Source organism: Phyllobacterium brassicacearum (genome assembly GCF_003010955.1).
GTDB lineage: Bacteria > Pseudomonadota > Alphaproteobacteria > Rhizobiales > Rhizobiaceae > Phyllobacterium > Phyllobacterium brassicacearum.
Genome location: NZ_PGGO01000035.1, coordinates 1 through 21,418, shown reverse-complemented (window position 1 = coordinate 21,418; position 21,418 = coordinate 1). Strand labels below are relative to the sequence as shown.

Genomic DNA, 21,418 nt, shown 5'->3' with positions numbered 1-21,418 from the left:
CTGGCAACTTGGTGCCCAAGGCCCGCCACTCGGGCAAAACGCCCGATCAGAGTGGCGGTATCTCACAGCGAGTCGAGCTGGTACCGCCGGCCCAGCCACTGCTTGAACCGACGGACGATCGCGAGCGAATCCTTCAGCGCCTGTCGCTCGAGCGTGCCGAGCTCGGCGAGGCGGATCCCGTTGTCCGGCGTGCGCCCGCCGGCCATCTGCCGCAGGTTGCTCGCGAGCTTCAGGCCGATGAGGAAGTGGATGGCGTCGATAAGGTCGCGGGCGAGCGCCTCGTCGATGCGACCGGCCGCGACCAGTGCGCGCAGCCGGGCTGCGGTGCCGAGTGCGCGCACGCGATATTGCAGTGCGAGCGCCCGCACCCCGTGCACGAGCGGGAAGATGCCGAGCTTCTTCAGGTCGATCTCGGCTGCCGCGCGGCCGCGCAAGCCCGGCAGTCGCCACCACCAGCTGCCGTCACCGCCAAACTGGTCCACGGCGCTTGCGAAGCGCGCGTAGAAGGCGTCGCTGTCGGACAAGAGGTGATCGACATGGTCAAGCGCTTCTTCGAGCAACGCTGCGTCGCCAGCTACCGCCGCGGCATCGAGAAAGATCGCCAGGTTCAAGGGCCCCTGCAGATCGGCACCATGGATCCATTGCCTCAGCGAGTCCCGGAACGCGGAGAGCGGCTGACGCCATAGCGGGCGACTTAGCATGATGCCACCCGGACATGGCGGATACCCGAAGTCGATCAGTGCGGCCGTGAAGGCCTCGGTGACCGCCTCGAGTCCCTCGAAGACGAAACCGTCGCGCAGCAGCAGAGCGTTGTCCTGATCGGTCTTGATAATCTGCTCGCCGCGGCCTTCGCTGCCCATGACGATCAGGCAACTGTTCACGCGCAACGGCTCCGGTGCAAGCAGTTCCCAAAGCCGCAGGAACACCTGCCGGTTGAGCTCGCCCACCAGACCGGTGATGACCTCCACCCGCACGCCGTCCTCGTGCAGCACCTTGATCAGGCTGTTGATCTGGCGCGCCGCCGCCTTCAGTTCCCCCAGATTGGTCGCCTGTGCAGCCTGAAGCGCGATCAGGTGCGAGTGGCTGGCGACGAAGGCCATCAGGTCGAGCTGACTCAACACGCCGACGACCGCATCGCCTTGGCGCACGACCACGCGATGGATGCGATGGCGCAACATCAGGATCATCGCATCGTAGAGCTCGTCGTCGACCGAGACCGACCACGGCTCGAACGTGGCGACCTCGCGCACCGCAAGCTTCGCCGGCGGTTCCGGCCGCAACAGGGCTTCCCTCAGATTTGTCGTCGTGAAAATGCCGAGGCGCTCACCGTCGCGCACCAGTGCGTCGCTTAGGCCGCGTCGCGAGAGTTCACGACACAAGGTGACGATATCCATGTCCCCTTCGACGAAGAAGGGCTTGCGCACGTGCGCGTCACCCACCCTCGATGCCATCAGCGACACGAACTCGCGGCGTTCGCGCGACGTGGGCTCGGCCCACCCCGATTCGGACGAGCCGACTTCGTGTGGCGCGACTCCTGCCACTTCCTGAGCTTCCGTCACGGTCGGACCCGGTTGCCGCATCTTTCGCCAGTCGCTCAATGCCCGGATGCCTCCGACGCCCCGATGCCCGTTTCCGAGCGGACCTGCTGCGCCGCGAAGCCGGCACGGTCGATCCGCGCGCGCGCACTGTGGTCGAGCGCCGAGAACAGCCAGATCCCGACGAAACCGATCGTCACCGAGAACAGTGCCGGAGACGTGTACGGGAACGGCGCCGAGCCCACTGGATTCCCGAGCGTGGCTTCCCAGACCGACGGCGACAGAACCGTCAACCCGACCGACGAGATCAGCCCGAGGAAGCCGCCGATGACGGCGCCCCGCGTGGTGCAGTCCTTCCACAACACCGACATGAACAGCACCGGAAAGTTCGCCGATGCCGCGATCGCGAACGCGAGCGACACCATGAAGGCGATGTTCTGCTTCTCGAACACGATTCCTAGCAGGACGGCGAGCACGCCCAGGGCTACCGTCGTGATGCGCGAGACGCGCAGCTCCGAGGCGCTGTCGGCCTTGCCAGCCTTGATGACCGTCGAGTAGAGATCGTGCGAGACGGCCGACGCGCCCGACAGGGTCAGCCCGGCGACGACCGCGAGGATCGTCGCGAACGCCACCGCCGAGATGAAGCCGAGGAACACGTTTCCGCCAACGGCCTTTGCCAGGTGAACGGCAGCCATGTTGTTGCCGCCGATCAGTGCGCCCTTGGCATCGAGGAAGGCCGGATCCGTCAGCACGAAGGTGATAGCACCGAACCCGATGATGAAGGTCAACAGGTAGAAGTAGCCGATCCACCCGGTTGCCCACATGACCGACTTGCGCGCCTCCTTTGCGCTTGGCACCGTGAAGAAGCGCATCAGGATGTGCGGCAGTCCGGCAGTGCCGAACATCAGCGCCATGCCAAACGAAATCGCCGAGATCGGGTCCTTGATGAAGGTGCCGGGCCCCATGATCGAGAACCCCTTCTGTGCCGCGACATCCGGCGCATCGCCTGCCTCCGTCGCGATCTGCGTCTTGATCTCTACGGCACTGCCGAAGAGCCCCTCGGGGCTGAAGCCGTACTTGAGCATCACCATGAAGGCTATGAAGGTAGCGCCGCCGAGCAGCAGGCAGGCCTTGATGATCTGCACCCAGGTCGTCGCCGTCATGCCTCCGAACAGCACGTAGACCATCATCAGACCGCCAACGATAGCCACCGCTATCCAGTAGTCGAGTCCGAACAGCAGCTTGATCAACTGGCCCGCGCCGACCATCTGGGCGATCAGGTAGAAGGCCACCACCACGAGGGTGCCCGATGCGGCGAAGATGCGCACAGGCGTCTGCGCGAAGCGGAAAGCGGCCACGTCCGCGAACGTGAACTTGCCGAGGTTGCGTAGCCGCTCCGCCATCAGGAACGTGATGACCGGCCAGCCGACCAGGAACCCGATCGAATAGATCAATCCGTCGTAGCCGGAAGCCATCACCGCCGCCGAGATTCCGAGGAACGATGCCGCCGACATGTAGTCGCCGGCGATTGCCAACCCGTTCTGGAACCCAGTGATGCCGCCGCCGGCGGTGTAGAAATCGGCGGCGGACTTGGTCTTGGATGCCGCCCACTTCGTGATGAAGAGTGTCCCCACGACGAACAGCGCGAACATGGTGATCGCGGTCCAGTTCGTTGGCTGTTTCTCGGCGGTGCCGAGATCGCCGCCGGCGGCCAACACTACCGTCGGCAGTGCGACGAGGGTTGCTATGCAGGCGGCGCCCCGTAGTGTCGTGCGAGCGGACATCACTTCAGCGCCTTCCGCTTCACCTTTTCGGAAAGTTCGTCGAACTCGCTGTTGGCACGCTTGACGTAGAGGGCCGTGACTGCGATCGTGAAGACGATGACGCCGAATCCGATAGGGATTCCCCAAGTTATCGTGCCGTCCCCGATCCGTGCCGCCAGCAGGTCCTTCTTGAACGCAATGAGCAGGATGAACCCGTAGTAGACGATCATCATCGCCAAGGTCAGCGTCCATCCGAAGCGCGAGCGCTTTGATTTCAGCAACTGATAGTCCGGATCGGCCACTATGCGATCAGCTAGTGGTGTTTCCATCGGAATCCCCTCCTGCGGTCCTCCGCGCGGCGCTCCGCCGGTTCAATGTGAACCAAAACCGTACGAAGTGCTAGCGGAATCAAAAAACCCTTGCCCGTCTGACAACACTAACGGTGTGCCCCCGATCTTGCGTTGATCTAGATCAATCTTCGTGTGCACCAACGCACTGGGTCATGGTATCGGACGCATGCGCTGACTGGGGCTTGTCACATAAACGTGGATGAGACGGAGTTTGCCTCGGCGCTATAGTTCAGGCAGGCGCGCGCCGGTTACAGCATTCCACTGCGCCATTGCCTTGAGGCGGTGATGGTGGATTGCATTTGCCGAACGTTTGGAGTGGGGTGGGACGAAGTGATTTCTGATGGCGGAGAAGATCGCGACGAAGCGTTGCAGCCACTCCTGGAGATCGGAAGCCCTGCATCATCCGTTCGCGTTTTCGTAACGGTACGTGCGAATTTTCGGCCCGGTTGTTGAGGCCTTTATGCGACCGATGTTCGACGCCCGGCATGACCTGTCGCTTTGCTGCTCCATAGGAGCGGAGCTTGTCGGTGATCATTCTCTTTGGCACGAGCCCCTGCTTTCTCAGGAGCCTCGTTAGCAATCGCTTTGCTGCCTTGGTGTTGCGGCGGTTCTGGACGAGTTCGTCGAGCACATATCCGTCCTGATCGACGGCCCGCCACAACCCGTGTTTTCTGCCAGCGATACTGATGATGACGACTTCATCCAGGTGCCAAATATCATCGCGGCGTGGCTGCTTGCGAAGCAGACGCCGGGCATACTTCGGACCGAACTTCCATGCCCAACGGCGGATGGTCTCATAGGAAACCACAATGCCACGCTCTGGCAACATTTCTTCGACCAGCTGCAAACTCAGTGGAAACCGGAAATAAAGCCAAACCGCGTGCGCGATGATCTGGGGTGGAAAACGATGGCGCTTGTAGCGGACAACAGGCATGTTCATGTCGTCACATCTATGTCCAAACTCGCTCACCGACAGTTAATGTGACAAGCCCATTCTGGCTATTTTTCTACCTGATCGAAAACCTCTTTGAATCGAAAACGAGCCATTGACCAGTAGCGAGCCGGATCTCAAGAACAGGTTCGTTGTCGTCGTTTATTCGTTGAATGGGCAGGCCAACGACAAGCGGATGTTTCTTTAAAATGTCATGCCAAATTGTCGGGAAGTCCGCGCCACCGGACGTTGCTGAAACGCATGTCTGCAGGAGATTGTCTTGTTTATCTTTCACAATCCGGTCCTTGGAATGTTCGCCACATGAAGTAGCCTTGTTCACACAATCAGCCGCGACATTGACCTAGATCAAACGGGCTCTGAAATTGGCGCCGTTGCGCTCGCCCGGCCCAATGGTGTAACGACGATCCGCAAATAAAACTTGAGACGTTTGAAAGTGCCGAGCAAAAAGCAAGGCGGCGAACAGTGAGATCTAACCATGAGCGAGGACAAAGCCCTTTATCCGCAAGTCGACCCGGTCACGGCAGGCATCAAAGCGCGCTGCCCGCGTTGTGGACAAGGCAAGATGTTCGATGGTTTTCTGGCGTCACCCAAACAATGCGCGAATTGCGGCCTGGATTATTCCTTCATCGATACCGGGGAAGGACCCGCCGTTCTGGTCATGCTGCTGATCGGCTTTATTGTTGTCGGTCTTGCCCTTTGGATGGAGGTAACGCTCGATCCGCCATTGTGGCTGCATTTCATCCTGTGGATCCCATTGGCGCTTGTTTTATGCCTGGCGGCATTGCGCTGGATGAAGGGCATCCTCATCGCACTCCAGTACAAACATAAGGCCGTCGAAGGGCAGCTTGACCGTCCGGCCGGGCATCACTGATTTGCGCACAGAAAGCACTCCATCGATTGCTGCCTGCTGCCCGCGAATGCACCGTTTGATAAATTTCGGCTGAAAGGCCCGAAGAGCCGCGAACCTACAAACGACCCGCATGATCAGCCATTCATACAGCTAACAACCAGACCGGAGAGCGTATCCCACATTGCCTTGAGGTAATCAGCCGAAGGCGTAAAGCTCTGGGAGTGTATTAGCCGGTTCAGTGTGTCAGTCGAAACGAACGTGTCCTGGTGCTGGAGTTTCCGGATTTCACCGAGATATTTTTCGGTGATTTTCCCTCTCGTTCTGAGATCCTCGGCAGCTTTGATAATTCTTGATCCCAATTTGTCATTGGGTCGGACAGTAGCCAGCCGATGCTGGTCGATGTAATTATCGACGGACAGTTCAATGAGCACCCTGAGAAGCACGGCGATGGCATTCGGGTGCCGCTTCAGTTCGAGATCGAACTGAAGCTCGTTCCAAATTGCGTGCTGCCGCTGCAATTTGCTGGTCCAGGCCACGCCATAGTCAAAACGCGGAATCAGATTCTTTCGCACGACTGACCCTCCGATAAGACGTATGTCATCCACCGCGCTTCAGCATCGCCGCGCTTTGCGAGGCCAGAGCATCAAAATAATGGTTTGAAACATCAATAAACACGTCGTACAAAGTGAATATCATAGCTAGCGCAAGATAAGCGATGGTTCAATCGTGATTACTGCCTCTCAGCTACGGGCCGCCAGGGCCCTTCTTGGTATCGAACAGCGTCAGCTGGCCGAGCTGGCAGGTGTTTCCGTTCCGACCATCCAGCGCATGGAGGCAAGCAGCCACGTAGTCCGCGGTAATGTGGACACGCTGATGCGGTTGCTGGCCGCGCTTGATGCCGCCGGGGTCGAGGTCATCAACGAAGGCGCAGTCAGCGAGGATGGCGGCCGCGGGGTACGCCTTAAAGCACAGAACCACATCGCACCCTTCCGTAGCAGGAGTTCGAAACGATCCGAGGCTATGCGCGACATAGTCGCGCCAGAATGACGCCCGTTGCCCTTGTTCTGTGGTGCATTGCCGTTCTTCTGGGAGTATCGATCCTTGCCGTGATGATGGCCCGATGGTCCCGAGCAACGGCGGTGATTTATGGGGCGAGCTTCTGCGTCTCCGCTGTCGCTTTCGTGACCGTCCTGCTTCAGCTTACCGCAGCATCGGCATCAGCCCCGCTGCCCCTCGTCCTGCCTCTCGGCTTGCCCTGGCTTGGCGCGCATTTCCGGTTGGACGCCCTTGCGGCCTTCTTCCTTGTCGTCATTAACCTCGGCGGTGCGGCAGCAAGCTTCTACGGTCTCGGCTACGGCCGTCACGAGACTGCGCCTCAACGGCTGTTACCATTCTTTCCGGCCTTCCTCGCCGGTATGAACCTGGTGATCCTCGCTGCTGACGCTTTCACGTTCCTGCTCTCATGGGAATTCATGTCGCTTGTCTCGTGGGCGCTCGTGATGACGCATCATCGCGAGCGCGACACCAGAATGGCAGCGTACATCTATCTCGTCATGGCAAGCTTTGGCACGATGGCCCTGTTGCTCGCCTTCGGTCTTCTCGCCGGAGCAAGCGGGAGTTACGATTTCGCTACCATGCGCATGGCGACACACACGCCGGCAGTGGCCGCATTCGTGCTCACCCTCATGCTCATTGGTGCCGGTTCGAAGGCTGGTCTTGTCCCGTTGCATGTCTGGCTGCCACTTGCCCATCCGGCAGCCCCAAGTCACGTATCGGCGCTCATGAGCGGCGTCATGACCAAGGTCGCAATTTACGGCTTTATCCGGGTCGTCTTTGATCTGCTGGGCGAGCCGGCATGGTGGTGGAGCATGGTCGTGCTGACGCTCGGTGGTGTCACCGCCGTCGTTGGTATCCTGAACGCGCTGATGGAGCAGGATCTCAAGCGCCTTCTCGCCTACAGCACCATCGAAAATATCGGCATCATATTCGTAAGCCTCGGCCTCGCGCTCGCTTTCGAAGCAAACGCAATGACATGGGCGGCGGCACTGGCGCTCGCCGCCGCACTGTTCCACGTTCTCAACCATTCCTTTTTCAAGAGCCTGCTCTTCTTTGGTGCGGGTGCGATCCTGACCGCAACAGGTGAACGCGACATGGACAAACTCGGAGGTCTCATCCACCGGATGCCGTTCACCAGCTTTGCCTTTCTGGTCGGTTCCGTCGCGATCTCAGCCCTCCCCCCATTTAACGGATTTGTCTCGGAGTGGCTGGTCTTTCAGGCGATCCTGCAAAGTCCCAATTTGCCACAATGGGGGTTGAAGATCATGGTGCCGGCGGTCGGCGGTCTGCTTGCGCTGTCGGCAGCGCTGGCCGCCGCCTGCTTCGTCAAAGCATTCGGCGTCGCGTTTCTTGGCCGCCCCCGGACCCTTGCCGCCCAACTGGCTCAGGAAGTCGACCGTTTCTCGCTTACAGCCATGTTTGTGTTTGCGACCCTTTGCCTTTTTGCAGGCGTCCTGCCCGGAATTGTCATCGATGCCCTTGCACCCGTAACGTTCACACTTGTTGGCGATCGCATGCCGGTACAAACAAGTGTGCCATGGCTATCAATCGTACCAATCACTGAGAGCCGCAGTTCCTATAACGGGCTGCTCGTGTTCGTGTTTATCGCGCTCTCTGCATCGCTCGCCGCTTACATTGTCCATCGTTTTGCCTCACGCTCCCTGCGCCGTGCACCCGCTTGGGATTGCGGCTTTCCCGAAGCAAGCCCGCAAACCCAGTATACATCCGGCAGCTTCGCACAACCCGTTCGGCGGGTGTTTGGCACGCACCTCTTCCGGGCGCGTGAGTCGGTCGAGATGCCCGCGCCCGGTGATCCTGAACCTGCCCGTTTCACGCTCGACCTGCGCGATCTGATCTGGGAAGGCCTTTATGAACCGATCGCCGGCGCCGTCTGGTTTACCGCCGAACGGCTCAACCACCTCCAGTTCCTCACCATCCGCCGATACCTCAGCCTGGTCTTTCTTGCCCTTGTCTTCCTGCTCCTGGTGCTCGCGCTATGGTCGTGATCTTTGACCTTCTCACTCAAGGTGCGCAGATGGCGCTGGTGCTGTTGCTCGCACCATTGCTGACCGGCTTCGTGCGCAAGATCAAGGCACGGTTGCTGCGGCGGCAGGGCCCGCCCCTCATCCAGCCTTATCGCGATCTGTTGCGGCTTCTGCGCAAGGAAGTCGTACTAGCGGAGAACGCGTCCTGGCTGTTTCGCATCACCCCCTACCTGGTTTTCGCGGTCATCTGGGTCGCCGCCTCACTCATTCCCACCTTTGCTACCGGGCTCGTGTTCAGCTGGACCGCGGACCTGATCGCAATCGTGGCCTTGCTTGGGAGCGCGCGCTTCTTTCTGGCCCTCGCCGGCATGGATGCCGGTACGAGTTTTGGCGGCATTGGGTCGAGCCGCGAGGTGATGATCGCGACGCTCGCGGAGCCCGCGATGCTCCTCACTATCTTTACGCTCGCCCTCGTCGCCGGCTCAACGCAGCTTTCCACAATAGCTGCCGTCATGATCTCGTCGCATGTTGGCCTGCGCGTCTCACTCGGAATGGCGCTCATCGCCCTCATCATGGTGGCGATCGCCGAGAACGCCCGAATTCCCGTGGATAATCCAGCAACCCATCTGGAACTGACGATGGTCCATGAGGCGATGGTGCTCGAATATTCCGGCCGGCATCTCGCGATGATCGAGTTTGCGGCGTACCTCAAGCTGCTGCTCTATATATCGTTGATCGCCTGCATATTCCTGCCCTGGCAACTGGCGCTCCCGGGCACCGGAGCCCCGGCCTACATTCTTGGCGTGGTTGCGTATCTCGCCAAGCTGGTGATTGGTGCTGTGCTTCTTGCCCTGTTCGAGACCGCATCGGCCAAGATGAGGGTTTTCCGCGTGCCCGAATTCCTTGGCGCGGCTCTCATGCTCGGCATGCTCGCAACCCTTCTGCTGTTCGTCTCGAGGAGCCTGTAATGAACGGCCTCACCTTCGATATTGCCCATTTGCTCGCCGGTGGACTGGTTCTGGTCAGCTTCATGATGCTCTATCAGGACCGTCTTTACTCGCTGCTTAACATGTTCGCGCTGCATTCCCTGGTGTTGACCCTGTCGGTCGCCTGGCAGGCATATGTCCAGCAAGCGCCGCACCTCTATGTGACGGCGACGATCGCCCTCGTCTTCAAGGCCATCATTATTCCGGTTGCTCTGCACCGCATGATCCGAAGATTGGGCATTCACCGCGAGATCGAGACCGTCGTTGGCATTGGTCCCACCATGTTTGCGGGTATGGCGCTGGTGGCACTCTCCATGGTGGTGATGCTGCGGGTGACGCAAGCTGCCGATCCCTTGGCGCGTGAAGACCTCGCGTTCGCCCTGTCGGTTGTACTGCTGGGCCTACTGGTCATGGTCACACGCCGCAACGCAGTCAGCCAGATCGTCGGATTCATGTCGCTGGAGAATGGGCTGGTGCTGGCCGCAACCGGTGCCAAAGGAATGCCATTGGTTGTCGAGATCAGTGTGGCCTTCTCGATTCTGATCGCCTTCATCGTCATCGGCGTGTTTCTGTTCCGTATCCGCGAGCGGTTCGACACCGTGGACGTCCGGGCGCTCGACGACTTCAAGGGGAAGCGACGCAGATGAACCCGCTTGCGTTCAGTCCGGTAACCGGCGTCCTCTTGATACCAGCCAGCGCTGCAGTACTCCTGGCGCTGCTTCCCAGCTACCGGATGTCGGCCCGGCTGAACGTCTTCGCAAGTCTGCTAACCTTCATTACGGCGCTGCTCCTGCTCGTCACCGAACGGCCGCAACCGGGCCGATATCTTCTCGTCGACGATCTCAACATCGTCTTCATCGTCCTCAACACCTTTGTCGGGTTTACGACCAGCGTCTTCAGCGCCAGCTATATCGGACACGAACTGGAAACCGGCCGGCTGACACCGGCAAACCTTCGCTTCTACCATGCCATGTACCAGATCATGATGTTCGGCATGAACCTCGCATTCGTCTCGAACAATATCGGCCTGATGTGGGTTGCAGTGGAACTTGCGACCCTCACGACGGTGTTGATGGTCGGCATTTACCGCACGCATGAAGCACTGGAAGCCGCCTGGAAGTATTTCATCCTGGGCAGTGTCGGCATCGCCTTTGCACTCTTCGGCACGATCCTCGTCTACATGGCGGCGCAGCCCGTGGTCGGAGAAGGCTACGACGCCATGGCCTGGACACTGCTGATCCAGCACGCCGTCGCATTCGATCCGGCGCTCCTGAACGTCGCCTTCGTGTTCCTGCTGCTTGGCTATGGCACCAAGGTTGGCCTCGCCCCGCTGCACGCCTGGCTGCCCGACGCCCACGCGGAAGGACCGACGCCGATCTCGGCGGTGCTGTCTGGCCTGCTGTTGAACGTCGCGCTTTATGCGGTTCTGCGTTTCAAGATTTTGATTGCCGCAAGTCCCGAAGCTATCGCGCCGGGCCCCTTGATGGTGACAATGGGGCTAACGTCGCTCATTTTCGCAGCCTTCATGCTCTATCGCCGGCGCGACATCAAACGCATGTTCGCCTATTCCTCGATTGAGCATATGGGTATTATCGTTTTCGCTTTTGGCATGGGTGGCCCGCTCGCCAATTTTGCCGGACTTCTGCACATGGTGATGCACAGCCTGACCAAGTCCGCAATCTTTTATGCCGTCGGCCACATCGCCCAGATCAAGGGCACGCAGAGGCTCTCCAGCATTCGTGGCCTCACCGAAAGTCATCCCGGCCTCGGCTGGGGCCTGGTGATTGGTGTTATCGCCATCGCCGGCCTGCCGCCGCTTGGAATCTTCATGAGTGAATTCCTTGTGGTAAGCTCGACATTTGCGCGGCAGCCATTGCTTGCGATCCTGCTTGTTTTGGGATTGCTGATCGCCTTTGGTGCATTGCTGTTACGGCTGACCGGTGTCGCCTTTGGCCAACCACGCGGCAGCACCGCACCAGTCGAGGCGTCCTATCTGCCCATGTACTCCCACCTTGCCCTGGTGTTCGGCGGCGGCGTCTATCTGCCGCCGCCGCTGGTCGCCTGGTTCCAGCATATCGCTCAGCTTCTAGGATGATGCAAAGGAGCCATTCGACATGCCATCGCTCACCGATTTCATCCTGCAGGGCAGCCCGGTCAAACAGTATCGTCCCGGGCTGTGTGGCATCGTCGATCAAACCGGCTGGATAGCTGCAGCAGATGCACTGGCCGATGGTCACTGGACTCTGCTTGGCCTTTGGGGAGAAGCGAGCGCCGCTCACATGGCGCTCCTCGAAGAGCCGACGGCCACTGTCGGCATCGTACGCCTCGAAACCCTTGAGAACAGTTATCCCTCCGTTGCGCGGCATCATCCACCGGCACTGCGCCTGGAACGTGCCATCCATGATCTCGTCGGGCTCGAACCGCAGGACCTACCTGATCCACGTCCGTGGCTCGACCACGGCCGTTGGGGCTTGCGCGCCCCCTTGGGGCATCGCAGCAATGCACCGCTCAAGTCAACCGCCTACGAATTCCTGCCAACTGAAGGACAGGGCTTGCACCAAATCCCGGTTGGCCCGGTGCATGCGGGTATTATCGAACCCGGACATTTCCGTTTCACTGCCAGCGGCGAGACCGTGGTCCGCCTCGAAGAGCGCCTCGGCTATGTCCACAAGGGGGTCGAAGCCCTCATGGCGGGGGCGGATCTCGGTCGCGCGGTGCACATCGCCGGTCGAACGTCGGGTGACAGCACGGTCGCCTATGCTTTTGCTTTTTCGCGAGCCACCGAATCTGCCTTGGAGCTTGAGGTACCACCACGGGCCATCTGGTTGCGGGCGCTGATGGCCGAACTGGAACGGCTAGCCAACCACCTCGGCGATATTGGTGCCATCTGCAATGACGCCGCCTTCTCCCTGATGCACGCCCATTGCGGCATTTTGCGCGAACATGTACTGCGCGCCGCCCATATCGCATTTGGCCATCGCATGATGCGTGACAAGGTCGTTCCCGGCGGTGTTACAACGGATTTGAGCGATGAGGCGGCTCTGACCCTGCGGACACTGGTCCCTGAAATCAGGCAACGTTTCCCGTCACTGGTCGAACTCTATGACAACACCGCGTCGCTGCAGGATCGGACCGTCGGGACGGGGGTACTTCGGCCGGCCCTTGCCCGTCAATACGGCGCGGGCGGTTACGTCGGGCGAGCTTCGGGACGCAGTTTCGATGCCCGGCGTACCCTGTGTTACCCGCCTTATGATCGCCTTCACTTTGAAGTGCCCGTCCTGAGCGAGGGCGACGTCAATGCCCGCATATGGATTCGCATTCGCGAGGTCGAACAAAGCCTGTCGCTTGTCGAGCAGATCCTGGAACAACTGCCGGACGGCCCGGTGCTTACCGACGTTCCGGACATTCGTGGACAAGGCGATGGACTGGCTCTGATAGAAGGGTTCCGGGGAGACATACTGGTCTGGCTTCGCCTCGCTGGCGACGGCAGGATTGATCGCTGCCATCTGCGCGATCCGTCCTGGTTCCAGTGGCCGCTTCTCGAAGCGGTGATCGAGGCCAATATCGTCGCGGACTTCCCGCTTTGCAACAAATCGTTCAACTGTTCCTATTCGGGTCACGATCTGTAAAGGCAAGCCGTCATGCGCAAACTCTTCTTCGAAAGCCTGATCCGGCCACCAATGACCGAACCGTTGCCACAACCGGATGATGCATCGCTTATCGAACTTGTGACGGCCATCGACGACACTGCCCGACAGCATTTGGGCCACAGCCTGTCAATCCGCGCGGTTGATGCCGGATCCTGCAATGGCTGCGAGTTGGAGTTACACGCCCTCAGCAACGCTTTTTACGACATCGAACGCCTTGGCATCCGGTTTGTCGCCTCGCCGCGGCATGCCGATGTGCTGCTCGTGACCGGGCCAGTCACCAAAAACATGCGCGAGGCTTTGGAGCGAACCTACAATGCGACACCCAATCCCAAATGGGTTGTCGCCATCGGTGGCTGCGCACTGGACGGTGGTTGTTTTGCCGGCAGCTATGCTGTTGTCGGCGGCGTATCGGAAGTGGTGCCGGTTGACCTGCACATACCAGGTTGCCCACCGCCGCCGATTGAAATTCTGAAAGGGCTGCTCGCGCTCATGGACCATATAAATATGAAGATCGGTGTTATGAGGTCCGAGGATCTGTGAGGACAGGATCAATAATCCGCCTTTTCCAGGCCGGGCTTGTCGCTGCGTGCGCGCAGCTCATGGCCGTTGCGCTGGCGACGCTTTTGGTCTTTTTAGCCGCACGCTCCGGATTGATCGCTCCAACCTTGGCGGAGATTTGTCCGAACGCCGAAGCATCGCCTTCTTCCGTTTCGCCTATGCTCACCTGGGTTTATCTTCTGACGGCGATTGGCATTGCCCTGACAAGTGGCCGTTTTGTCGACTTCACCGCTGCGCATATCCGCCGTGCCTCCCGGCTGATGCGGCCGGTGGAACCGGATCACGCGACGAAGGCCTTGCTGGTCCAGCTCTGGCTGACGGCAATCGGATTTGCAATCCTCGTACTTCGCCCGCCGCCTCATTTGTGGATCGAGGCAGGTCGCTATTTTGGAGGCGCCTGCGCCGCGTCAATCGCCTGGTCGGCCGTGATGAGTATCGGGCTTGCGTGTTTTGGCGCGAATGCCCATGCCGCGCGGAAGGCCTTCTAGTGCAGGCAAATACTGGGTTCGGAGACCGCTGAACTAAGCAAAGTCAGCGGAAATAGATGCCTGCATCTTCTTGCCTCACTGCCTTCCATTGGCATCGCCCCAGTGCAAGCTTGAAAGGGAAGCGAAATGTGCGATCAAAACGATTTGCCTATTGATGACGGGTCGGCTCTGGCCGGCTCGACACACTTCTGGCATTGAGTATCGCAATCACCATAGCGGTCCATCTGGCGGCCCTGGTTTGGCTTGTTCACGCGTTCTAAACAGCCCGATCAGTCGATCAGTCCATGTCTCACAACGTTGTCATGGACTGAACATCGTGAAGGCGACTGGCCCTGAGGATCCCGTCGATTTTGTTGGATGCTCCTGCAGCAATGTAACCGCCACGTGCCGATGAATTAGCCTTTCTTTTGATCGACCCGGCTTGTCTTCATCCGTGATACAACCTTGGCAATCTCTCCTAACGTCGGAGCGGCAGAACGCTTTTCTATTTTTGCCTGTTCCGCTTTCAGGCGTTCCTCACGCAGCCGAGCAGTCTTTTCACGAACCTGCGCGCGCTCTTGCTCAATGGCGTTCATTGCCAGGTCTGACGTCTGGTAAAGCCTGGCGTCCCATCCACTTGGCTTGATGTTGGGTTGCACACCAATAGGCGGTATTGGATTTCTCTTCCGTTTACCCATAGCGTTCTCCGGAGCGATGCGCCTACTCCTCCAGGAGCGCGCCAATTCCCTCTTTTTCAATCAAGCGATAGAATAGGCTGAACGCATCGTGATCCGTGGGAAATGTGTTGCCACAAATTCTCGACATCCCTTCCTCGGACACAATTTCCAATGTCCAGGATGCATCCTCACCCGAAGGATTTGCTCTGTAAATCCGAACGTCCACCGCGATTCCACTCCGAGCGAACCTCCCGGAAATGGGGGACACTTCTATTTCAGGGTGGCGCTTATCATTCATTGTATGAAATGCCCGTGGAAGCGCCGCTTGGAGCGGTCGGGATCATCGTTGAGATTCTGATTGGCAGCGCGCGACCCATTTAGCGGCTTCACCTTGTGCCAGTTCGCGCGTTCTGAACGGTCCGATCAGTGCATGCTGAGTCCCGTTGTTATGGACCTGGACGTAGTGAAGGCCGCTGGATTTGACGATGCCAACAGACGACGGTGCGGATGGCTCCCTGGTCAGTGTCTTGTCTACAATCATGTCGTTGGCCTCAATCTCATCTGTGACGGGCGTTGCCGGAATCTCCGGCTTGTTGGTCGAACTCTCCGGAACGCTCTCCGACGACTGATAGGCGCTCAAATCAATATCGCTCCAGATCGACTGTGCGGATGACTTCTGGTTTCGACGGCTCTGCTTGATTTCGACGGTAAACGGCCTCATTTGTGGCTTCATCACATTTCCTGCTGTTCACTAGTACTGCGACGGTGGCTGGTTGCATCGAGACGCAGAGGTCGCCGCTTCAGCGGCCCACTTCAGATTCGGTTCTTTGTTTTTGTGCTTCCAGTTTGTTCAGAAGCTCGGCAAGTTCATTTGCATCCTGCTGGTTCATGCCAACGATGGTGCGACTGCCCATTTCCGCCGCCCGCTCAGTTTGAGCGTCAATAACGGTCCAGGTATCGTTGTGTTCTCGTTTCGGTCTATATCGTTGGGTCATCAAGATATGATAACGGCCGCCACTCTTTATGCCAAGAGGGCGTGTGCATTTTATCATTTCATATTGATGTTTCACACATCAGTGATAGGGTGAATTATATGATTTTTCACCTATCAACACGGAATCCATCGTGATCACAGCAAACCAATTGCGGGCCGCACGCGCGCTTCTCGGTATCGACCAGAAAACCTTGGCGGAAATGGCGGGCGTCTCTGTGCCAACCATCCAGAGAATGGAAGCCAGCGAGGGCGACGTACGGGGAATCGTCGACAGTTTGATGAAGGTCGTCAATGCGCTCGACCGTGCGGGTATCGAGTTGATAGGCGAACGCGCGCGCAGCGACCGCGGCGGCCGAGGGGTGCGGATTCGTCATCTGTCCCAAAAACTCAACTAGATGCCAGGAGTATCCTTTCAGGCAGTGTCTCCTGACGACGGCCAGACACCATCCGTTCAAGTCCGAATGCCAACACCCTGTCGGTTCTAATAGTTTTCGCCCGACCCCCTCCATCTTAATCAATGCTGTTTGAACGATGATTCCATATTTGCGCAGGCTTGCTGGGAAAGAGCGGTTCGAGAAGTCTGATCGGCATCTCGCCCGGTTTCTGACGTTTGTTGCGGGAGCAGCGAATGCCGGGGGCTTTCTGGCGGTTCACCAATATACCTCCCACATGTCGGGCATCGTCTCGTCGATGGCCGACAATCTGATGCTTGGCGACATTGACCTTGTGCTTGCCGGATTTGCGGCCTTCATGTCTTTTGTCGCGGGCGCTGCCTGTTCAGCGGTCCTGGTTAATTGGGGTCGTCGGATGAACCTGCAAAGCGAGTATGCCCTGCCACTGGTGTTTGAGGCCGTGCTGCTAATCTGCTTCGGTCTGCTCGGCAGCAATCTTGGACGGCACCAATGGGTGTTCGTGCCGGCAACGGTAATGTTACTTTGCTTTGTCATGGGTTTGCAGAACGCCATCATTACCAAACTCTCGGGCGCAAGAATCCGCACGACCCACGTAACGGGTCTGGTGACCGACATGGGCATCGAACTTGGCAAGCTCTTCTATTGGAACGCGTCACGGCACGATCCGGGCAAGGCTTTCGTCAGGGCCGACCGCAGAAAACTCAAGTTGCTCGCGTCGCTTGTGGCATTGTTCTTTTCCGGAGGAGTGGCGGGAGCGATCGGCTTTAAACAACTTGGCTTCGCCGCATCGCTCATCCTTGCCGCTATCCTTTTGACGCTGGCGATCGTCCCCGTTCTCGACGATTTAAAAGTCAGGTTGAGGCGTGCTTGGCAATGAGTTCTGCGACGATCAGACAAGCCGCGTTATGGAAAAATACTGCCGTCATAAATGGGCCTGCCTATATCGATAGGCCAGGGGCCGCAGAAGGTGTCGCCGCTTATAAATTTGAACCAGGAGCAGCCACATGAAGCGTGATGAAATTGGTTCCAGGAATGACTATCAACCATACCTCACGCCGATTTGGATCTACGTCATCATATTTTTGATTTTGACTCCGATTGCGTTACTGATGGGTTGGGTGTTCGGTCGGTAGATCTGCCCGCATCACGCATATCCTCCCAGTCGGGTCCCTCTGTGATCAGTTCTTTTGTTAGGTAGCATCTTGCCATCTATTAACTCAATGTTCACTTTGATCTCCGAGTTTGGGGTGGGCGCGATTGGTACAGCGTACGCGCTTCATGAGATTTCAATGGGGCACGACGTGCCATGAAATATGATTGGGACACACCGCTTGATCCCCCACCGCGATCAAAGAACATCATCCTTGGCTACGCGATCACATTCATCGTTGGCGCACTCCTGCTCATCTTGCCGATCCTGTAACTGACGTGATCAAACCTCGACAATTTGTCGGCGTCGCCAAGTATCTGAGGGTGACATCTACAAGAATGCGCGGGCACCGTAGACAACGTCCTGATGCTTCAACGGCCATCCGACACTCATCAAATCTTTGCCGACCAACACACCGTCGCTTCGGTCGTTGAATGGTCCCCATCGCCCCACCACGGTCTCACGACGCTTTGCATCGCTGCCCCGTCGGTCGGTGGCAATTCTATCGCAAAGCCGCCTCTTCACGACGTTCTTGGTTTCGCAACTCAGTACCTTCCACATCACCATTGGCCGATGACCAAACTCTCTTTACTTAACCAGGCAGCGCAGCGTTGATCGGATGCCAAATGCGAATCCCGGCGCGGGGGCTTGGGTCGCCGGGAATCGCGGCCCTGTTGTCTGGGAAACTGGGCATTCCATTTGTAAGGCGAATCTATTGCGACGGAAACGTGCTTTGTCCTCCGGCAATCAAAAGTGGCATACTGATGACGTTTGCGAGGTCCAAACTTTAATTGGAAGTGCCATCCGCGTGAAATATTGCGGGCCGAATACCATTACCGCTGAGTCATGTTCCTTAGCCTTCAAACGTCCAGCGCATTGAAGCTTATTCAACTTTTGGTTGTAATGCGTTGGCAACGCGTTACACTTGACTGAGCCGATTTGAGCTCCTCCCCATTTTTGTCGTGTCGGCTGTTCCCCTCTGGAGGTTTTTTAACCTTCACAATTAGGCCGGGCTTTTTAGTCCGGCTCTTTTTTGTCAGGGACTGCGACTTGAGCCTCAGCGACAAAAAAGCCATTTCTCCAGACTGGCCCAAGGTCTATAATTGCAACGTATCCGCATCCACGGAGGGTGCCGTCGATGAATGACCTCATTGCCTTTATGTCGCTTACAGCCATCGGTTTGATAATCGTAACAAACCTCCTGGTGATGATTTACGACAAGCTTGGCTGAAGCTCCAGGCTCTCGCACAGGATCACCAGGCGGGCCGCGGGGATTGAGGTTCTCGTAATTCGCGTTTTCGCCGACCCGGCGAGCCAACGGCCTCCTCTTGTTCTTCCGGGTCGACAACTTTGACGTAGTTTTGCCAAGGGCGCGTGCGCTCGTCAGCCGGCTGGAAGAAGAGCCACATGTGAATCCCAGCACGGGAACTACGGAGTTTTCGCTCCGAGATCCTGACGGATATTACGTCACCGTCAGTGCGCTTAACTAACCGCTCCATCGAGCCGACAGGTTCCGGCAGGATGTGTCCCTGGAAACTGCGGTCACGTGGAACGTTGCCGCATGCAGAACCTCGACATGCACGTGATGCTGCATGCGGCTGGTACGATCAGAACCTAAACTTGGCGCCAATGATTGGCCCATTCTGACACGTAGCTCAAAGGAGAGTTACCTGCGGACATGGGGGCTTCAGCTCCGGGAACGGATAGGCTTCAAAAGAGCCGCCGTGGCTGTGGCGCGTAAACTTGCGGTGATCATGCACACAATGCTGAAGACTGGTGAGTTCTTTAATCCGAATGCGGGAGCCGCAACCTAAATCCGCATAGCGTTCAACGTCTGAACGCCGAAACGTCCCTGCCGGGACGTGAGCCGAGCCATTCCGTTGATGGGGTTGCATCGCTGTCTCAGCTGAATGCGTCGTCCACATTGAAGGCTCGTTCCGCGAAGCTCCATCATGCGGCGGCTAATGTCGACCGCGAAGACAACCATGCACCCGGCAGTGTCGTTTCAACATCAGAATGCTTGACACCCCACGTGCGATTAGATGGGGCATTCGGCGATGAGCCGCAACTTCGACACCGGTGATTTGTGGAGGTGCTGCGCTTCGGGCTGATGGTAAAACGAGGTCATGTCTTTCAACAGCCTCAAGCATCGAAGGGAGAAGCGCAGCATGAAGTACTATAGTGGGCTGGACGTATCGGTGAAAGAGACCGCAGTTTGCATTGTTGACGAGACAGGCAAGCTTTGCCGGGAAATGAAGGTCGTCAGTCATCCGGATGATCTGATCGCAGTGTTGCAAGACCCCGCCTGGAACTTTGAGCGGATAGGTCTCGAAGCAGGTCCATTATCGCAGTGGCTGTACGAAGGTCTTGCCAAGGCAGGCTTGCCGGTGATCTGCATCGAGACCCGGCATGCCAAGGCGTTCCTGAAAGCGCAGCCGAACAAGACGGATCGCAATGATGCACGCGGGATAGCCCAGATGATGCGGGTCAATCTCTATCGGCCTGTGCATGTGAAGACCCTGACCAGCCAGAAACGCCGTGCCTTACTGACCGCGCGCCAACTCTTGCAAGAAAAGGCGATTGCCATCGAGAATGACATTCGCGGATTGTTGCGCAATTTTGGGCTGAAGGTCGGGTTGGTTGGCAAGGTCAAATTCGAGGAGCGGATTGATGAGCTCGTCGAAGACAGGCCCGACGTTCGCGAAATCATGCAGCCTTTGTTGATTGCACGCAAACTGCTGCGCGAAGAGCTCACCAAGCTGCACAAGAAGGTTTTGGATCTGGCACGCGATGATGAAATCTGCCGCCTGTTAATGACAATCCCCGGCGTTGGTCCTGTCGTGGCTCTGGCCTATACGGCAACGATCGATATTTCCGAGCGGTTTGCGCATTCAAAGGCGGTGGGGCCTGCGCTTGGTTTGACGCCGATACTCAAAGAGTCAGGTGAAAGCAAACGGGTCGGACGCATATCCTGTTGTGGCGACGGTATGATGCGCGGCCTGCTCTATGAAGCCGCGCAAGTCTTGCTGACAAATGTGAAGAAATGGTCATGGCTAAAGGCCTGGGCGATGAATATCGCCAAACGTCGCGGTAGGCAGAAGGCGGTAGTCGCCTTGGCCCGGCGACTTGCGGTGATCATGCATCGCATCTGGCGTGACGGAACCGAATTCTGCTGGACGAAGGAGAGCTTGCCTGCTGCCGCGTAATTTAATTCAGCAACCAGAATAACGAGAAACCAAGAAAGCAAGCCGATTCCGCCTCCGGTGGAGCGATGTCCTTCGCAGGACGATGGGTGGGGTGAGTTCGCGGAGTTGTCTGTTACGAGCGCATTGCGTTCAGCTCGCCGATTAGATTGTTCCGCCCCATCCTTCTGGTCCCATCATGGGAGGGCCAACAGAGCCGATCCCGGAGAGAAGCGCGATACTGCGAAAGGCATTAATCACCAGCGGGGCGATAGCCAGAAAAAGCTTGACCTCAACATGCCGAATAGAGAAGACAACCCCATCTACAATACCGGTGATTTCGTGCGATACTTCCCGGCTGGTCGGCCGTTTTGTCCACGACGAACCCAATCCCCTGGTGTACACTTGCAAGCTTCAAACGCAGTCCGTTCCGTGGGGTGTCAAAATGAAGCCGCGCATCAAGGTTCTCACGCTCGGCGTGGACGATCTCGATCGATCCCTCGCCTTCTACCGCGACGGAATGGGCCTGGAGACGAAGGGCATTATCGGCCAGCAATTCGAGGACGGCGCGGTGGTCTTCTTCTACATGAACGATGACTTGATCCTCGCGCTCTGGCCCACGGCTTCCCTGTCCAGGGATGCCAAGATCGCCGCAACGCAATCTAGGCTCGGGGCGGTCTCCATCGGACATATCGTCAACTCGAGGGAAGAGGTTGATTCTATTATTCGGCAGGCGGAGCAGGCCGGTGCTGTCGTTACCGACCCGCCGCACGACCGCTTCTGGGGCGGATACTCCGGCTACTTTCGCGACCCCGACGACCACCTCTGGGAGATCGCTTGGAATCCCCAG

19 protein-coding genes and 3 pseudogenes are annotated in these 21,418 nt (G+C 58.1%); 14 read left to right on the top strand and 8 right to left on the bottom strand.

The annotated features are described in order from the left end of the window. Window positions 1-62: 62 nt before the first annotated feature. From CU102_RS26755 to CU102_RS26740, 4 genes and pseudogenes are all read right to left on the bottom strand, one after another. Window positions 63-1,598 (bottom strand): DUF294 nucleotidyltransferase-like domain-containing protein, encoded by a 1,536-nt coding sequence (locus CU102_RS26755; RefSeq protein ID WP_245425587.1) that lies wholly within the window; start codon window positions 1,596-1,598, stop codon window positions 63-65. Further along, on the bottom strand, window positions 1,595-3,319 hold the full coding sequence (locus CU102_RS26750) for a cation acetate symporter (protein WP_106714109.1): 1,725 nt from the start codon (window positions 3,317-3,319) through the stop codon (window positions 1,595-1,597). Before CU102_RS26750 ends, CU102_RS26755 begins: the two co-directional genes overlap by 4 nt. Further along, a complete protein-coding gene (locus CU102_RS26745; protein ID WP_106714108.1) occupies window positions 3,319-3,627 on the bottom strand; it encodes a DUF485 domain-containing protein in 309 nt (102 codons plus the stop codon). The genes CU102_RS26750 and CU102_RS26745 overlap by 1 nt, the downstream gene beginning before the upstream one ends. 243 nt (window positions 3,628-3,870) lie before the next feature. Beyond that, a pseudogene (locus tag CU102_RS26740) lies at window positions 3,871-4,582 on the bottom strand (IS6 family transposase). Between the two features lie 493 nt (window positions 4,583-5,075). Here CU102_RS26740 and CU102_RS26730 point away from each other — a divergent pair. Beyond that, window positions 5,076-5,471, top strand: a complete 396-nt coding sequence (locus CU102_RS26730; protein WP_106714106.1) for a DUF983 domain-containing protein — start codon at window positions 5,076-5,078, stop codon at window positions 5,469-5,471. 113 nt (window positions 5,472-5,584) lie between these two features. Here CU102_RS26730 and CU102_RS26725 read toward each other — a convergent pair whose 3' ends face one another. Beyond that, on the bottom strand, window positions 5,585-6,022 hold the full coding sequence (locus tag CU102_RS26725; RefSeq protein WP_106714105.1) for a hypothetical protein: 438 nt from the start codon (window positions 6,020-6,022) through the stop codon (window positions 5,585-5,587). Window positions 6,023-6,176: 154 nt separating this feature from the next. Here CU102_RS26725 and CU102_RS26720 point away from each other — a divergent pair, with 154 nt between their 5' ends. The 8 genes from CU102_RS26720 to CU102_RS26685 are packed head-to-tail and all read left to right on the top strand — an operon-like array spanning window position 6,177 to window position 14,173. After that, a complete protein-coding gene (locus CU102_RS26720; RefSeq protein WP_106714104.1) occupies window positions 6,177-6,497 on the top strand; it encodes a helix-turn-helix domain-containing protein in 321 nt (106 codons plus the stop codon). Next, complete coding sequence (gene hyfB, locus CU102_RS26715) at window positions 6,494-8,512, top strand: hydrogenase 4 subunit B (RefSeq protein ID WP_106714103.1); 2,019 nt, start codon at window positions 6,494-6,496, stop codon at window positions 8,510-8,512. The genes CU102_RS26720 and hyfB overlap by 4 nt, the downstream gene beginning before the upstream one ends. Continuing rightward, complete coding sequence (locus CU102_RS26710) at window positions 8,503-9,459, top strand: respiratory chain complex I subunit 1 family protein (RefSeq protein WP_106714102.1); 957 nt, start codon at window positions 8,503-8,505, stop codon at window positions 9,457-9,459. The genes hyfB and CU102_RS26710 overlap by 10 nt, the downstream gene beginning before the upstream one ends. Then, complete coding sequence (locus tag CU102_RS26705; protein ID WP_106714101.1) at window positions 9,459-10,124, top strand: hydrogenase-4 component E; 666 nt, start codon at window positions 9,459-9,461, stop codon at window positions 10,122-10,124. Before CU102_RS26710 ends, CU102_RS26705 begins: the two co-directional genes overlap by 1 nt. Then, window positions 10,121-11,572 (top strand): hydrogenase 4 subunit F, encoded by a 1,452-nt coding sequence (locus tag CU102_RS26700; RefSeq protein ID WP_106714100.1) that lies wholly within the window; start codon window positions 10,121-10,123, stop codon window positions 11,570-11,572. Before CU102_RS26705 ends, CU102_RS26700 begins: the two co-directional genes overlap by 4 nt. A gap of 19 nt (window positions 11,573-11,591) precedes the next feature. Next, entirely contained in the window at window positions 11,592-13,106 is a 1,515-nt protein-coding gene (locus CU102_RS26695; protein ID WP_106714099.1) for a hydrogenase large subunit, read from the top strand. Window positions 13,107-13,118: 12 nt separating this feature from the next. Then, window positions 13,119-13,667, top strand: a complete 549-nt coding sequence (locus tag CU102_RS26690) for an NADH-quinone oxidoreductase subunit B family protein (protein ID WP_106714098.1) — start codon at window positions 13,119-13,121, stop codon at window positions 13,665-13,667. Then, window positions 13,664-14,173 (top strand): hypothetical protein, encoded by a 510-nt coding sequence (locus tag CU102_RS26685; protein ID WP_133624748.1) that lies wholly within the window; start codon window positions 13,664-13,666, stop codon window positions 14,171-14,173. The genes CU102_RS26690 and CU102_RS26685 overlap by 4 nt, the downstream gene beginning before the upstream one ends. Window positions 14,174-14,568: 395 nt before the next feature. Here CU102_RS26685 and CU102_RS26680 read toward each other — a convergent pair whose 3' ends face one another. The 3 genes from CU102_RS26680 to CU102_RS30145 form a co-directional block, all read right to left on the bottom strand. Continuing rightward, window positions 14,569-14,850 (bottom strand): hypothetical protein, encoded by a 282-nt coding sequence (locus tag CU102_RS26680; protein WP_133624746.1) that lies wholly within the window; start codon window positions 14,848-14,850, stop codon window positions 14,569-14,571. 319 nt (window positions 14,851-15,169) lie between these two features. Beyond that, the gene (locus tag CU102_RS26670) at window positions 15,170-15,562 is read right to left on the bottom strand and encodes a hypothetical protein (RefSeq protein ID WP_133624744.1); all 393 of its coding nucleotides are present in this window, start codon (window positions 15,560-15,562) and stop codon (window positions 15,170-15,172) included. Window positions 15,563-15,629: 67 nt separating this feature from the next. Then, window positions 15,630-15,824 (bottom strand): hypothetical protein, encoded by a 195-nt coding sequence (locus CU102_RS30145; RefSeq protein WP_210204794.1) that lies wholly within the window; start codon window positions 15,822-15,824, stop codon window positions 15,630-15,632. A 130-nt stretch (window positions 15,825-15,954) separates the two neighbouring features. On the opposite strand from CU102_RS30145, the gene CU102_RS26665 reads away from it, so the two are divergent. The 5 genes and pseudogenes from CU102_RS26665 to CU102_RS26630 all read left to right on the top strand — a co-directional run. Continuing rightward, window positions 15,955-16,218, top strand: coding sequence for a helix-turn-helix domain-containing protein (locus CU102_RS26665; RefSeq protein WP_106714093.1), 264 nt, complete (start codon window positions 15,955-15,957; stop codon window positions 16,216-16,218). Between the two features lie 136 nt (window positions 16,219-16,354). Next, window positions 16,355-17,101 (top strand): annotated as a pseudogene (locus tag CU102_RS26660) (YoaK family protein); the annotation flags it as partial. Between the two features lie 1,925 nt (window positions 17,102-19,026). Next, window positions 19,027-19,200, top strand: a pseudogene (locus tag CU102_RS26645) (IS110 family transposase); the annotation flags it as partial. Between the two features lie 354 nt (window positions 19,201-19,554). Further along, on the top strand, window positions 19,555-20,592 hold the full coding sequence (locus tag CU102_RS26640) for an IS110 family RNA-guided transposase (RefSeq protein ID WP_106714090.1): 1,038 nt from the start codon (window positions 19,555-19,557) through the stop codon (window positions 20,590-20,592). A gap of 421 nt (window positions 20,593-21,013) precedes the next feature. Further along, a partial coding sequence (locus CU102_RS26630; RefSeq protein ID WP_106714088.1) for a VOC family protein occupies window positions 21,014-21,418 on the top strand: 405 nt, incomplete at its 3' end.